Annotated in this window: 13 protein-coding genes; 7 read left to right on the forward strand and 6 right to left on the reverse strand. The window is 65.7% G+C overall.

All coding sequences use genetic code 11. The features are described 5' to 3' along the window. Positions 1 to 4 precede the first annotated feature (4 nt). Both GCT19_RS12645 and GCT19_RS12650 read right to left on the reverse strand, forming a co-directional pair. Positions 5 to 193 carry a hypothetical protein gene (locus GCT19_RS12645; protein ID WP_018432217.1) on the reverse strand — a complete coding sequence of 63 codons (189 nt, stop codon included), beginning with the start codon at positions 191 to 193 and terminating at the stop codon, positions 5 to 7. 69 nt (positions 194 to 262) lie between these two features. Next, positions 263 to 1,945, reverse strand: coding sequence for a hybrid sensor histidine kinase/response regulator (locus GCT19_RS12650; RefSeq protein WP_152852134.1), 1,683 nt, complete (start codon positions 1,943 to 1,945; stop codon positions 263 to 265). A 459-nt stretch (positions 1,946 to 2,404) separates the two neighbouring features. Between GCT19_RS12650 and GCT19_RS12655 the strand changes: the two genes are divergently transcribed. Continuing rightward, positions 2,405 to 3,394: an aliphatic sulfonate ABC transporter substrate-binding protein gene (locus GCT19_RS12655; RefSeq protein ID WP_152852135.1), complete on the forward strand. Its 990-nt coding sequence runs from the start codon at positions 2,405 to 2,407 to the stop codon at positions 3,392 to 3,394. A 90-nt stretch (positions 3,395 to 3,484) separates the two neighbouring features. On the opposite strand, the gene GCT19_RS12660 is transcribed toward GCT19_RS12655, so the two are convergent. Beyond that, positions 3,485 to 3,787, reverse strand: a complete 303-nt coding sequence (locus tag GCT19_RS12660) for a hypothetical protein (RefSeq protein ID WP_152852136.1) — start codon at positions 3,785 to 3,787, stop codon at positions 3,485 to 3,487. After that, positions 3,784 to 4,158, reverse strand: coding sequence for a phage holin family protein (locus GCT19_RS12665; RefSeq protein WP_013089188.1), 375 nt, complete (start codon positions 4,156 to 4,158; stop codon positions 3,784 to 3,786). The genes GCT19_RS12660 and GCT19_RS12665 overlap by 4 nt, the downstream gene beginning before the upstream one ends. A 224-nt stretch (positions 4,159 to 4,382) precedes the next feature. Between GCT19_RS12665 and GCT19_RS12670 the strand changes: the two genes are divergently transcribed. Both GCT19_RS12670 and GCT19_RS12675 read left to right on the forward strand, forming a co-directional pair. Beyond that, positions 4,383 to 4,793, forward strand: a complete 411-nt coding sequence (locus GCT19_RS12670) for a DUF6566 family protein (protein ID WP_018432221.1) — start codon at positions 4,383 to 4,385, stop codon at positions 4,791 to 4,793. A 27-nt stretch (positions 4,794 to 4,820) separates the two neighbouring features. Continuing rightward, positions 4,821 to 5,234, forward strand: a complete 414-nt coding sequence (locus GCT19_RS12675; RefSeq protein ID WP_013089187.1) for a hypothetical protein — start codon at positions 4,821 to 4,823, stop codon at positions 5,232 to 5,234. A gap of 79 nt (positions 5,235 to 5,313) precedes the next feature. On the opposite strand, the gene GCT19_RS12680 is transcribed toward GCT19_RS12675, so the two are convergent. Next, positions 5,314 to 5,559, reverse strand: a complete 246-nt coding sequence (locus tag GCT19_RS12680) for a hypothetical protein (RefSeq protein WP_152852137.1) — start codon at positions 5,557 to 5,559, stop codon at positions 5,314 to 5,316. A gap of 67 nt (positions 5,560 to 5,626) precedes the next feature. Continuing rightward, on the reverse strand, positions 5,627 to 7,036 hold the full coding sequence (locus tag GCT19_RS12685; RefSeq protein WP_152852138.1) for a 3-deoxy-D-arabino-heptulosonate 7-phosphate synthase: 1,410 nt from the start codon (positions 7,034 to 7,036) through the stop codon (positions 5,627 to 5,629). A gap of 178 nt (positions 7,037 to 7,214) precedes the next feature. Between GCT19_RS12685 and GCT19_RS12690 the strand changes: the two genes are divergently transcribed. The 4 genes from GCT19_RS12690 to GCT19_RS12705 all read left to right on the forward strand — a co-directional run bounded on the left by GCT19_RS12690 (position 7,215) and on the right by GCT19_RS12705 (position 13,368). Further along, the gene (locus tag GCT19_RS12690; protein WP_227749244.1) at positions 7,215 to 8,282 is read left to right on the forward strand and encodes a YihY/virulence factor BrkB family protein; all 1,068 of its coding nucleotides are present in this window, start codon (positions 7,215 to 7,217) and stop codon (positions 8,280 to 8,282) included. A gap of 139 nt (positions 8,283 to 8,421) precedes the next feature. Next, complete coding sequence (locus tag GCT19_RS12695; protein ID WP_152852139.1) at positions 8,422 to 9,675, forward strand: MFS transporter; 1,254 nt, start codon at positions 8,422 to 8,424, stop codon at positions 9,673 to 9,675. A 278-nt stretch (positions 9,676 to 9,953) separates the two neighbouring features. After that, positions 9,954 to 10,745, forward strand: a complete 792-nt coding sequence (locus GCT19_RS12700; RefSeq protein ID WP_152852140.1) for a TetR/AcrR family transcriptional regulator — start codon at positions 9,954 to 9,956, stop codon at positions 10,743 to 10,745. Between the two features lie 124 nt (positions 10,746 to 10,869). Further along, complete coding sequence (locus tag GCT19_RS12705) at positions 10,870 to 13,368, forward strand: acyl-CoA dehydrogenase (RefSeq protein WP_152852141.1); 2,499 nt, start codon at positions 10,870 to 10,872, stop codon at positions 13,366 to 13,368. Positions 13,369 to 13,501 lie beyond the last annotated feature (133 nt).

The raw sequence follows: 13,501 nt of genomic DNA on the forward strand, positions 1-13,501 counted from the left end.
CTCATCAGCGTTTGTTAACGTCGACGGTCAGGATTTCGTATCCGGGGTCGGCGTTCTCGGTCGCGACTTTATTCGCTTCCTCGTACGAGCGAAACGACGTGGCTTCCTTGATCTCCGGCGCCATGCCGATATCGCCGTCCTCCGCGGTGCAGAGGAACTTATCGCCGGTCTTTACGACGTAGACGGTCGTCATATCTCCCTCCGTGGCTTGCAGGGCAATTTCCAGTCTAGCAGGCTGGCAAAGTTGCGCAGACTCGCCGGGTCACCGACCGCCGCGAACCAGCCGCTCCGCCGAATTCGCCAGCACGTCCCGCAGCTTCTCCAGCGACAACGGCTTGCTCAGATGATGATCGAAGCCCGCGGCAAGCGTCCGGCTGCGGTCCGAGTCCGACGAATAGCCGGTCAGCGCGACGAGTATCGTGCCGTTCAGCTCGGGGTTCGCGCGAATTCTGCGCGCCACCTCGAAGCCGTCCATGACGGGCATCGCCACGTCGACGATGGCAAGCTCCGGCCTCGTTCGCGCGATCAGCTCGATGGCCGCGCGACCGTTGTCGACCGCGGACACGCGATAACCCTCGAGGTCGAGCAGCACGCACAAAACGTGCAGCGCGTCGACGTTATCGTCCACCAGAACGATACGCAGCGCCCGGAACTCCCTGCCCTTGTCGGCGGCGTCGGCAGGCGGCGCTAGCGGCTGCGTTCGCAGGATCGGCAAACGCAATGTGACCCGGGTGCCGCGGCCCGGCCCATCGCTATGGATGTCGATCTCGCCATCGTGCAGCTCCACCAGCCGTTTGGCGACTGCCAGACCGATGCCGAGCCCGCCTTCCGAGCGCGCGCTGCCGCTCGAGCACTGCGCGAACAGGTCGAACACATGCGGCGCGATCGACGCATCGAGGCCGATGCCGTTATCGCTGACTTCGATCACGAGCATCTGTGCATCGAGCGGGTCTCGCGCGCGCACCGTCAGCTCGATGAGTCCGCCCGCCGGCGTGTACTTCGCCGCGTTCGACAGCAGATTGCCAAGCACCTGACTGAGCCGCACATGGTCGGCGCGCACCGGAATCGCGCTGTCCAGACCGGTCAGTCTCAGCGTATGGCCGCGCGAGCGCACGTCGTGGTCGATCGTGGTCACCGCGTCGGAGACGATCTCGGCCAGCAGCGTATCGCTGCGCCGGATCGTCAGCTTTCCGTGCTTTAGACGCGCGGCGTCGAGCAGGTCGTCGACGAGCGTGCGCAGATGCTTCATCTGCCGTTGCGCGATGGTCAGCACCGCGTCGGCCTTGCCGTTGTCGAGCACCAGACGCTTCGCCGCGGCGATGGCGCCATCGATCGGCGCCATCGGGTTGCGCAGCTCGTGCGCGAGCATCGCGATGAATTCGTTGTGGCGGCGGTCGTTGTCCGCGCCGTCGTCGCGAACGTTGACCATCGTCACGGCCGCGCCCGCGACCATCGCCAGATCCGACAGCACCCGTGCGTCTTCGCTGTCGAAGCGGCACCCGGTGTTGTGCGACATCACCCATATCGCGCCCAGGTGGCCGTTATCGCACGGAATGGGTACGACGATCCCCTCGGGCACCTCGACGCCCGGAAAGTTCAGACTGGGGTACTGCTGTTGCGGATCGACGAACAGGCGCGCCGCGCCCCCTTCGAGCGTGACGCCGCAGGGACATTCGTCCCACGCGGTCGTGCGCCCCTCCAGACCGGCGCACAGGCCCGCCACCGCGAGCCAGCGGAAGCGCCGGCTATCGGGCGGCCCCTCGACCAGACTGATGCCCGCGCTGCCCGCGCAGCACAGCGCCATGGCCTCGCTGGCAATCGCGTTCAGCAGGTGTTCACGCGAGCCGGTTTGCGCACGCGCGAGCCGCAGCAGCGACTGGTTCTCTCGGGCGTAATCAGCCTGTTTGGCTGGACGGCTCGCTAATTCGTCAGCACTGGGAGCCATGATGTTCCACCGACGTTGACTGGCACCCGCGCGCAACGCGGGCGTAAGGGCCGATACCGCGCCGATGCCGCTGCCGACGAGTGTAGGTCAGCTGGGGCGCGCGGTCTCGCCTTGTCTCATTTGCACAGCGCTTTTTACTTCTATTTGTCCGCAACGTTCTGCTCCGCTCACCGTCGACATGGCGTCCCATGAACAGCGGACGCAGTATAGGAACCCGGTGCGATGCTGCGGCTGTCCGTAATTCATGGGCACCGGACAGCTGCGTCAGCGTTGACGCGAGCACGCTCGTAATCAACTGGACTGCATTATACGGATCGCGAAGTCGCGAAAAGCGTTGTGGCCTGCCTCATATGACGATCACTGCGATCGATAGCTCAATCCGTCGGTTAGCGCGATGACATCGGGTTGTTACGATGGCTCGATTCTCCCGTTTTCACCGCTCGACAGGACGCCCACGTCATGACGCAAATAACCCGGCGCGCATTCACCCGCTTCGCAGTGGCATCACTACTGGCCGCCAGCGCTCCGCGCGGCTTCTCGCAGAGCGCGCCTGTCGCGCTGCGCATCGGCTATCAGAAGTCTTCTACGCTCATCACATTGCTGAAAGCACGCGGATCGCTGGAAAAAGCGCTCGCCCCGCTCAACGTGCGCATCTCCTGGAACGAGTTCGCGAGCGGACTGCCGCTGACGGAAGCGCTCAACGTCGATGCCGTCGATTTCAGCGCCGATGTCGCCGACACCGTGCCGATCTTCGCGCAGGCCGCGCATGCGCGCTTCGTCTATGTCGCGCAGGAAGCGCCGTCGCCGGGCGCGCAGGCGATCATCGTGAAGAAGGACGGCACGCTGCGCACGCTAGCCGATCTGAAGGGCCGCCGGATCGCGGTGACGAAGGCGGCGGGCAGCCACTATCTGCTGCTTGCGGCACTCGCGCGCGCGGGGCTCAAGCCCACTGACGTCGGCGTGAACTACCTGAGCCCGGCCGATGGCCGCGCCGCGTTCGAGCGCGGCAGCGTCGATGTCTGGATCACGTGGGACCCCTATGTAGCGTCAGTCGAGCGCGACGGCGACGTGCGCATACTGAGCGACGGCGCGGGCCTCGCGTCCTATCAGCGGTACTACCTCGCGTCGCGCGCGTTCGCCGACGCGCATCCGCAGATCATCGAGACCGTGTTCGAGCAGTTGAAGACGGCCGGCGACTGGCTGCGCGCGAATCCGCTCGACGCGGCCAACACGCTCGCGCCGGTGTGGGGCCTCGACGCGCCGACGATCGAACGCGCCAATGCCCGGCGCAGCTATCGGGTACGAGCAGTCGCGCCGCCGAACTTCAGCGAGCAGCAGACGATCGCCGACGCGTTCTATCGCGCGGGATTGCTGCCCGCGCCAGTCGAGACGAAGCAGGCGCTGTACTGGGACTTCGCGGGGAACCAGGCGAAGCCGATCGGCGCATGAACGATCAGTGTGCTTTCGCTCGGAGCGCCACGACGATCTGGCCGAACCGCTCGTTCGATTCCAGAAGACGATGCACGAGCCGTGAGCGCGTCACTGAGCGATCGCCCTTCGCACATTGCGGGCGATCCACGCCGTAACACCGGAGCGGCCCGCGATCGACAGCGTGCGGCGCGGCCCCAGCACGATGCCGCCGACCACCAAAGCGAGCAGCAACGCGACATGCGGCGCCTCGGCGAGCGACGCGAACACGGTGCTGACCGGGGAGCGCGACGCTGCCCGCGCCGTCGGCAACACGGCAGTCCGGTTCGCCGCGACCAAGGCGGTTCGCGATGCCTCCATGCGTTCCAGAATGGTGATCCGGGCAAGCTCGTTTGCGTGACGTGGCTGACTCATTTGAGCGACTCCCTGAGAGCGTCGAGATCGGAGTGAATCTCGGCCTTGAGCACGTGCAGCGATTGCGCCGGTTTTTGCGCCCGCAAGACCAGCAAAGACACGATGCACACGAGCAACCACGCGGCAGCCACGCCCCAGACCACGCCAAGAAAGTAAGGCGTCTGCCACGCGGTGGCGATGATCGCGATGCAAATGAAGGACAGCGTGAACAGCCCCGCGACTGCCAGCGCCACGAGTGCGCTCAGTTCGCGCACCAGGCGCTTTCGCGTTTCCTCGACTTCCAGCGAGAACAGTTCGCTATAGTCGGTGACGCGTTCGACGCAGAATCGCCCGACGTTGCGCCACCTCGTGACCTTCGCATGGATTGACATTGCGTCCTCCTCACGATTCATTTGCGCCGGCCGCGATCAGCTAAGACTTCGCCCCTCGGCCGACAGAGCGAAGCGACACCAGCGCTGAACGCAGCGCAAGAGCCGGGCCCGCGCTGAACGATCGCACGCCGCGTGCCCGTAGCCGGATTGATGCCTTCACGCGTTCGCGCTGGCGGCACAGGGCTTGCTCGACTCTGGCAGATCATTCGCTCGCCGAGGACAGCATGACCCCGCTCCCCCCAACCGATCACACTGACCACAGCGCCGGCGCTAGCATCGGCGAGACCGGCTCCGATATGACTACCGCGGACGGACGCGCGATGCCGGCCGGGCGCGACGAGCGCGCCCCCCTCCACGCGATGCATGGCGCGCACCGCGGCGCGCTGATTACGGTGACCGCGCATCGGAACTCGCTAGGCGCCTGGATCGCCGACGTGTCGATTTCGCGCGACGGTCGGCCGATGGAGATCCCGGCCAATCTGGCCAACGTGGAGCCCGTGACGCCGGAATGGCTCACCGAGGCCGAAGCGTTGCGCGCCGGCATCGAACAGGGCCGCTATCTGATCGACCGGACACTGGGCGAGCACGCCGCCCCCCTGTCGGCGTCGCAGCGGCGCCTCGACGAAGACCGATAAGCACGGCCCCATTCGGAGGAAACTCACATGGTACTGAGCGATGAAGAACTGGCGCGGCTGGAAGGCGTCGAGCCGTTCCTGCGGGAGGAAGCCAGAAGCGCTCTTCCCGCCGACGCCGATTACGAAGTTCTCGCCGAACTGCACGAGCATCTGCAGCCCGGATTACGCATTCGCGTGCCGGCCGGTCCGGACATCGCGATGGAGCCGCAAGCGCCGCCCTACCCGCTCGATCTGTTCGTCGGCTTGCCGCTCGACGAGTTGCGCGATGTCGCCAACGATGAAGGCGCCGCGCGCGAAGCGGCGCTCGCCCGCTTCGCCACGACGTTCGCCCCAAGGCTGCAGCGAGCGATCGCCGCGCTGACGCCTCACCAGATCGATCTCGCGGCAGGGGTGCAAAGCGAGCGGGGAACGCTCTCGGTGATGCTGGAGCCGGTGCGCTGACGCGTGAGGCGCGCACACGCACGTTGCACGTGCGCACGTCGCATACGCGCATGTCGCAAACCTGCATGTCGCAAACGCGTTACTCGTCGCTATCGAGCCCGCCTGGCGGCGGCGCGATCGTGATGCCCGCGCCCGACCCTGTGCGGGTTCCCGGGGGATAGGCATCGGTTGCGGTCTCGGGCGGAACGTCCGCGACACAGCGGCTCGCACCCCCGTCGCGCAGACATTGCACGAAACGGTCCGCCTCCTGCGGCGAGCGAAATTGGTAGATCTTGCTGGCAACCTGCACCCGCGTGTCCGACAGTCGCTTCGACGGCGTTTCCATCACCACTCCTTTTTGCTCGAAGATCTATCGCCACGAGCAACGCGCGCGCCACCTCTTCATCAGAGGCCTAGCGCGCCGCGCTCAACCGTCTCGCGTCCGCGATGCCGACCGCGGCCCGCAAGTCGTCCGGATGCACCATCAATTCGCGAACCTCGCGCAGCGTCGCGTACTGATCGAGCACCGTCCGCCATCTCGGCGATTCGAGCAACTGATGCCATACCGGTTCGAGATCCGCGCAGTCGGCGTCGCGTCCGTCCGCCAGCGCACCTGCGAAATCGAGGCTGGCTTGGGCCGACAGCAACTGCATCCGGCTCGCGGGACTCAGCACGCGCGGCGCCGCTTCGACGGGAGCGTCACAGCAATAGAGCACGGTGCTGCGAAGACCGGTTGCGTCGCTCGTCAGCGCGGCAAGCGACGCGCCGCTCAAATGCACCGTCCCCTGCTGCGTGCGAAACGAGTAGACAGTGTGCGGGTCCGCGTGCGCCAGCAGCGTCAGTCCGCGCACGAGCCGCGGCAGATCGGTGGTGGCCGCGTCGACCGATGCCTTCGCTTCGACGAGCAGGCATACGTCCCACGCCGCTGCGTCGGCCGGGGGCTGTGCCTGGCGCAGCAGCACCACATCCCATTCGGTTTTGGCGCGCTCATGGCTTGCGGGTATCGCGGCCGGCACGCGCATCGAGTTCACGACGCGGTAGGTGGCGACCGCTCCCTGAGCGTCATTGAGGCGCTGCGCAAGTGCGTCGAGTGCATCGGCGGCCAACGCTTCGACCGCGGCGCCGCGCTGCTTCGAACTCAAGCCTCGCTCGACCGCGGTCGAGCTTCCCGGGCGCGGCCCCTGACGATCCCACAGCGTCTGGTAGTGGCGCACGCGCTCGTCGGACGTGAGCGCGTCAAGGCGGCGTAAGCGCTGCAACGCGGCACTTTCTAGCAATTGCGCGAGACCGCGTTGCAGCGCCGCGTCGTGCGCGATTTGCGGCGTATCGATGCAAGTTTGCACGGCTACTGCCAGTTCGGGCCACGCTTCGGCGACCGCGAGCGCGTGCAGACGCGCTAGCGCATCGCGTTGCGGACCGGGGAGCAGCCGCTGCTGTTTGGCCGGATGTGCGATCGCATTGACGGCCGCGTAGATCAGCCGGCGATCGACGCTCGCGTGCGCGGCCAGCGACGCGTACTCGCGCACCACCACGCTGCGATGCCGTAGCAGCATCGCCTGAAACACCGGGTCGCCGGCTTCCTCGCGCAGCGCCTCGCGAATCATGCGCGCCAGCGCCTCGACGAAGAAGCGCTGGTTCGCGGCATCCGGCGCATCGTCACGCGCGCTCGCCTCGCGAGCCTGCTCGATCGCGAGCGCGAGCACGGTGGCGGGGCTCGCTTGCGGCGTCGGCGCGCAGACGGCCGCGAGCGCCGGCAGGCGATAGCGGCGCACGACAGCGTCGAGCATCTCGTCGAGCAACGAAGGCGATGGCGTCACGGACATAGCGATATGTCGATAAGTTGGCGAAATAACTTTACATGAAGGTTCGGTGCGGCGCGCGAACCGGCACGGGCCGCTGATGGCTGGCGCGCGTCGTGCTGCATCAGCGCTCGACGCAGCCACTTTATCGTCGCGGTAGCGCGAGGCGAGCGTTCGCGCGCAGCCGCAAGCCGAGGACAGCATGTCAGCACAGCAACCGAAAACCGCAGCGAGGCCCGCTCGCTGGCGCCGCACGATCAACGTTGCGAGCGACGCCGCCAGCCGTTTTCTGTCGGACCGATGCGCGATGCTTGGCGCCAGCATCGCGTTCTATTCGGCGTTCTCGCTGGCCCCGACGCTGCTGCTCGTGCTCGCGGTCATCGGTTGGATCTTCGGCCGCGATGCCGCCCAGGGGCGGCTTTTCGAGCAGGCGCGGCAACTGGTCGGCAACGACGCGGCGCGCGCGATGCAGGACATCGTCGCCCACGCGCACTACGCGGGCGGAAGCGGCGTCGCCGCCGCGTTCTCGCTCGCGCTGCTGCTGGTCGGCGCGTCGGCCACGTTCTCATCGTTGAATACCGCGCTCGACATCGTCTTTGCCGCCCACCCGCGCAAAGGCATCGCCGGGATCGCGCTGCTGGTGCGCGCGCGACTCGTGTCCATCGGTCTGCTGATCGGGCTCAGCTTTCTGCTGGTCGTTTCGCTCGTCGTCGATGCCGCGATTCAGACCCTCGGCGGTGCGCTGTTCGGCAATTCGGCGCTGGGCATCGTTGCAGACGTGCTGCAATCGTTACTCGGTTTCGTCATTCTGGCCGTCGGGCTAGGCGCGCTGATCAAGTGGCTGCCCGACGCCGCGGTGCCCTTCCGGCCCGCGCTCGTGGGCGGCGCCATCGCGAGCCTGCTGTTTACGGCGGGCCGGCATCTGTTCAGCTTCTATCTCGTGCATGCGGGCACGGCGGGCGTGTTCGGCGCAGCCGGCTCGCTCGCGGTGCTGATGATGTGGCTGTACTTCTGCGCGGCGGTATTCCTGTTCGGCGCGGAAGTCGCCGCGTCGTTATGCCGGGATGCGGCCTCCCCGCTCATCCCGGGCTGCGGGCAGCATGAAACCGGTCCGCGCACCCAATGCCATTGCCATAAACTTGATAAAAATCGGCTCCCGGATAATCCCGATAAATATTACAAAAAACCCATCCCAATAAACCGACATTTACATTTACCCGACATTAAACCTGCGTTACTCATTCAGCACGACAATTGCTGCGCGCATTAACACGGAGAAAAACGGCTTCAACCATGCAAACGCTTAATGCTCGGCGTACACTCGCCGGAAGGCGCTTGCTATAAGGCGCAAGGGCTGCGGTTCCGGCCGCGATCAAACGCGGAATGTGAATACTCAGGAGAAACAACCAATGAGCTGGACACGGGAACAGAGAAACGTCACGATCGCCGCCTATCTAGGCTGGACGCTCGACGCATTCGATTTCTTTCTGATGGTGTTCGTATTGAAAGATATCGCGCAGGAATTCAATACGGACATTCCGTCGGTCGCGGTCGCGATCATGCTGACCCTGATGATGCGCCCGCTCGGCGCATTGATTTTCGGCTGGCTCGCCGACAAATACGGCCGCCGTCCGACGCTGATGGTCAACATCGGGTGCTTCTCGTTGCTCGAACTGCTGTCCGGCCTGTCGCCCAACCTGATGACGCTGCTCGTGCTGCGCGCGCTGTTCGGCATCGCGATGGGCGGCGAATGGGGTGTCGGCGGCGCGCTGACCATGGAAACCGTGCCGCCGAAATCGCGCGGCATCGTCTCGGGTCTGCTGCAGGCCGGTTATCCGAGCGGCTACCTGCTCGCGTCGATCGTGTTCGGCGTGTTCTATCAATACATCGGCTGGCGCGGCATGTTCTTCGTCGGCGTGCTGCCGGCGCTGCTCGTGCTGTACATTCGCGCGCACGTGCCGGAGTCGCCCGCGTTCCGGACGCTCGAAAAGAAGGTACGTCCCGGCCTCGTCGCGACACTCAGGCAGAATATCGGCCTGTCGATCTACGCGATCATCCTGATGACCGCGTTCAACTTCTTCTCGCACGGCTCGCAGGATCTGTATCCGACATTCCTGCGCGTTCAGCTCAAGTTCGATCCGCACACGGTGTCGTGGATCACGATCATCCTGAACATCGGCGCGATCTGCGGGGGTCTGTTCTTCGGCTGGGCATCGGAGAAGATCGGCCGCAAGCGCGCGATCTTCATCGCCGCGCTGATCGCGCTGCCGGTGCTGCCGCTGTGGGCGTTCTCGACCACGCCGTTTCTGCTCGCGCTCGGCGCGTTCCTGATGCAGATCTCCGTGCAAGGCGCCTGGGGCGTGATCCCGGTGCACCTGAACGAAATCTCGCCCGATGAAATCCGCGCGACCTTCCCCGGGCTCGTGTACCAGCTGGGCAATCTGATCGCGTCGGTCAACGGTCCGCTGCAATCGAAGATCGCCGAGATGCACGACAACAACTACGCGCTCGTGATGGCGGTCGTGATCGGCATTGTCGCGATCGTGATCTGCGCGCTGATTCCGTTCAGCCGCGAGCGCCGCGGCATCGACATGACGCAGTCCGCGCGGGAGATCGTCGGCGCGGGAGCGACGGGCGGCGCGGTCGGAGGACAGCGCGTTTGACCGCTTCGGGCGTTCGAATGAACGCCTGGCGTGCATCACATTCGCAGCGCAATAGAGGCCGTTCCGATTCATTCGGAACGGCCTTTTCATTTTCCGCGCGGTATCGCGAGCCCCGCTTCACGAACACCACTTTCGTCAGATCTTCTAGAGGAGTTAGTCGAGCCCGCTCCTTGCTCGCACCGGCCCTCCTTTTTTATCCTAAAAAAAACGATTGTTTCAAATATCAATTTGAATCGCGTGTTTGCGAGCCGGCAGCGCCGGCAACTGGGAGACGCAACATGGCAGTTCGCACCACGGGCCGGCATGCCGGCGATACGAAGTTGCGCATTCTCGACGCCGCGGAGACGCTGTTCATCGAATGCGGTTATGAGGCGTTGTCGATGCGCCAGATCACTTCGCGCGCCGAAGTCAATCTCGCGGCGGTCAACTATCACTTCGGCCACAAGGAATCGCTGATTCATTCGATGCTGTCGCGCCGGCTCGATCGGCTGAACGAGGAGCGCCTGAAGCTGCTCGACCGCTTCGATGTCATGCTCGGCGCGCGCCTGACCTGCGAGCACGTGCTCGGTGCGATGTTCATTCCGGCGTTGCGCCTGTCGCGCGATCCGCGTGTCGGCGGCAAAGCGTTTCTGCGGCTGCTCGGGCGTGCGTACACCGATCCGTCGGCGTTCATCCGCGATTTTCTGAACGCGCATTACGAGTCGGTGGCGATGCGTTTCTTCGACGCGTTCCAGCGCGCGCTGCCGCATCTGCCGCGCGAGGAGCTCGGCTGGCGGCTGCACTTCGCGATCGGCGCGCTGTCGGGCGTGCTCGCCGGCACCGATACCGACCGCCTGATTGCCGAGTTCTCGCAAGGCAAGTCGATGAACGATCTGCAGCTGATCGCGCGCCTCGCGTCGCTGATGGTCGCCGCGCTGAAGGCGCCGTTGCCCGACGGCACGCAACTGGCCGCATTCGCGGCGGTACTCGGCGATGCGACCGACGACGACGGCGCGGATCGCACGTTCGCTAGTGCGCAACGAGACTCCAGCGGCGAGGCGGCCGCGCGCGCCGTGGCATGCGACACGTAGCGCGGCTCGCAGGTGGCCCGGCGATTGCATCACCGCAGAAAAGGCGGCTGACAAATCAGCACAGCGCGAGCGGCGCGCGCCCGTGGGAAGAACTCGCACGCAGCAAGACAGAGGAGGAAACATCATGCCGTGGTTCATCCTGGCGCTCGTCATCGCCGCATTCGCTCTGGTCTACGTTCAGGCGCGCGCCTCGTGGTGGCTCGCGGCGCTGATCGCCTGGGTCGCGGCCGCCCATCTGAGCGGCGCGGCTGGCCCGCTGCTGACGACACTGCTCGCGATCGTGTTCGTGCTCCCCGCCCTCGTGCTGACGATCAAGCCGCTGCGCCGCGCATGGCTCGCGAAACCGGTGCTCGACACGTTCCGCAAGATCCTGCCTGAAATGTCGCCGACCGAGCGCGACGCGATCGAAGCCGGCACGGTGTGGTGGGACGCCGAGCTGTTCTCGGGACGCCCGCACTGGGACACGCTGCTCGGCTACGGCCCGGCCACGCTCAGCGCCGAAGAGCAGGCATTCCTCGACGTCGAATGCGAGCAACTGTGCGACCTCGCGAACGACTGGGAAACCACGATGGTCTGGCAGGACCTGTCGCCGCAAACATGGCAGTTCATCAAGCAGCACGGCTTTCTCGGCATGATCATTCCGAAGCAGTACGGCGGCAAACAGTTCTCCGCGTACGCGCATTCGCAGGTGATCATGAAGCTCGCGACGCGCTGCTCGGCCGCGGCCGTCTCCGTGATGGTGCCGAACTCGCTCGGCCCCGCCGAGCTGCTGATGCACTACGGCACCGACGCGCAGAAGAACTACTATCTGCCGCGTCTCGCGCGCGGCGAGGAAATCCCGTGCTTTGCGTTGACGAGCCCGTATGCCGGTTCCGACGCGGCCGCGATTCCCGATGTCGGCATCGTCTGCAAGGGCATGCACGAGGGTCGCGAAACGCTCGGTTTTCGCGTCACGTGGGACAAGCGCTACATCACGCTCGGGCCGATCGCGACCGTGCTCGGCCTCGCGTTCCGCGCGCTCGATCCCGACCATCTGCTCGGCGCGAACGACGAGCCCGGCATCACCTGCGCGCTGATTCCGACCAGCCACCCTGGCGTCGACATCGGCCGCCGTCACTGGCCGTTGAACGCGGTGTTCCAGAACGGCCCGAACTCGGGCAAGGACGTGTTCATCCCACTCGACTGGGTGATCGGCGGACGCGCGCAGGTCGGCAACGGCTGGCGCATGCTGATGGAGTGTCTGGCGGCAGGCCGCGCGATCTCGCTGCCGTCGTCGAATGTCGGGATGGCGAAGGTCGCGGTGCGCGGCACCGGCGCGTATGCCGCGATTCGCCGCCAGTTCCGCACCGCCGTCGGCAAGTTCGAGGGCGTGCAGGAAGCGCTCGGCCGCATGGGCGGCAACCTGTACGTGATGGACGCCGCGCGCCGCCTGTCCGCGCAGGCGGTCGACCTCGGCGAAAAGCCGTCCGTCATTTCGGCGATCGCCAAGTACCACATCACCGAGCGCGCGCGCATCGTCATCAACGACGGCATGGACGTGGTCGCCGGCAAGGGTATTTGCATGGGACCGTCGAACTTCCTGGCGCGCGTGTATCAGCAGGTGCCGATCTCGATCACCGTCGAAGGCGCGAACATTCTGACGCGTTGCCTGATCATCTTCGGACAGGGCGCGATTCGCTGCCATCCATACGTGCTGAAGGAAATGACGGCGACGCGCGAGCCCGATCGCGCGAAGGCCCTGCGCGAGTTCGACGCGGCCTTCTTCGGTCACGTGAATTTCACGGTATCGACCGTGGTGCGCAGCGCCGTGTATGGGCTGACCGGCGGCGCGCTGATCGCGAAGCCGCGCGGTGCGTACGCGCCGCTCCACCCGTACTATCGCGCGGCGACGCGGCTGTCGGCCGTGTTCGCGTTGCTCGCCGACGTGTCGATGCTGGTGCTCGGCGGCGATCTGAAGCGCCGTGAACGCATCTCGGGACGCCTCGGCGACGTGCTGTCACAGTTGTTCCTGATCTCGGCCACGCTGAAGCGTTTCGAGGACGAAGGCCGTCAGCAGGACGACCTGCCGCTCGTGCGCTGGGGCGTCGAGGATGCGCTGTACAAGGCGCAGCACGCGCTCGACGGCGTGCTCGCGAACTATCCGAACCGGCTCGTCGCGACGCTCGTGCGCGTGCTCGCGTTCCCGTTCGGTCTGCCGCATCGCGAGCCGTCGGACCGGCTCGGCAGCGAGATCGCAGAACTGATGCAGACGCCAGGCGCCGCGCGCGAGCGGCTCGTCGCCGACTCCTACTTGCCGCATCCCGACGTCGACGCGCTCGGCTATGGCGAACTCGTGTTCGCGCTGAATCCACAGTTCACGCTAATCGAGCACAAACTGCGCGACGCGGTCAAACAGGGCCTGCTCGAACCGCTGCCGCAAAGCCTGCCGCAGCTCGCCGCATGGACCCATGCGGCGCAACGCCAGGGCCTCATCGACGCCGACGAGCGGCGCGTGCTCGACGATTACGCGCGCTACGGCGCGCAGGTCGTCAAAGTCGACGATTTCCCCGCCGACTTCGACCTGCTCGCGAGCTTGCAACAGCGCAAGCAGGCGCTCGAAAAGGCGCTGGATCTGGCTGCCTGACGCGCGCGTTCACGCAGAAAAAACTACCGAGGCGGCACGGCTAACCGTACCCGAGTCACGCAACTCAAGGCACACTGACACACGTCCGGCACCCCCGAAAAATCAACGGGACTGCCCGCGGCGCGTCCAGCGG

The sequence above is a fragment of the Paraburkholderia atlantica genome (assembly GCF_009362785.1).
In the GTDB taxonomy this organism is placed as follows: domain Bacteria; phylum Pseudomonadota; class Gammaproteobacteria; order Burkholderiales; family Burkholderiaceae; genus Paraburkholderia; species Paraburkholderia atlantica.

What these genes read in the sequence shown, in the direction of transcription:
- GCT19_RS12660 (WP_152852136.1), bottom strand. Translation starts at nt 3,787, where the DNA reads ATGAGTCAGCCACGTCACGCAAACGAGCTTGCCCGGATCACCATTCTG.
- GCT19_RS12670 (WP_018432221.1), top strand. Translation starts at nt 4,383, where the DNA reads ATGACCCCGCTCCCCCCAACCGATCACACTGACCACAGCGCCGGCGCT.
- GCT19_RS12675 (WP_013089187.1), top strand. Translation starts at nt 4,821, where the DNA reads ATGGTACTGAGCGATGAAGAACTGGCGCGGCTGGAAGGCGTCGAGCCG.
- GCT19_RS12665 (WP_013089188.1), bottom strand. Translation starts at nt 4,158, where the DNA reads ATGTCAATCCATGCGAAGGTCACGAGGTGGCGCAACGTCGGGCGATTC.
- GCT19_RS12705 (WP_152852141.1), top strand. Translation starts at nt 10,870, where the DNA reads ATGCCGTGGTTCATCCTGGCGCTCGTCATCGCCGCATTCGCTCTGGTC.
- GCT19_RS12700 (WP_152852140.1), top strand. Translation starts at nt 9,954, where the DNA reads ATGGCAGTTCGCACCACGGGCCGGCATGCCGGCGATACGAAGTTGCGC.
- GCT19_RS12655 (WP_152852135.1), top strand. Translation starts at nt 2,405, where the DNA reads ATGACGCAAATAACCCGGCGCGCATTCACCCGCTTCGCAGTGGCATCA.
- GCT19_RS12650 (WP_152852134.1), bottom strand. Translation starts at nt 1,945, where the DNA reads ATGGCTCCCAGTGCTGACGAATTAGCGAGCCGTCCAGCCAAACAGGCT.
- GCT19_RS12695 (WP_152852139.1), top strand. Translation starts at nt 8,422, where the DNA reads ATGAGCTGGACACGGGAACAGAGAAACGTCACGATCGCCGCCTATCTA.
- GCT19_RS12685 (WP_152852138.1), bottom strand. Translation starts at nt 7,036, where the DNA reads ATGTCCGTGACGCCATCGCCTTCGTTGCTCGACGAGATGCTCGACGCT.
- GCT19_RS12690 (WP_227749244.1), top strand. Translation starts at nt 7,215, where the DNA reads ATGTCAGCACAGCAACCGAAAACCGCAGCGAGGCCCGCTCGCTGGCGC.
- GCT19_RS12645 (WP_018432217.1), bottom strand. Translation starts at nt 193, where the DNA reads ATGACGACCGTCTACGTCGTAAAGACCGGCGATAAGTTCCTCTGCACC.
- GCT19_RS12680 (WP_152852137.1), bottom strand. Translation starts at nt 5,559, where the DNA reads ATGGAAACGCCGTCGAAGCGACTGTCGGACACGCGGGTGCAGGTTGCC.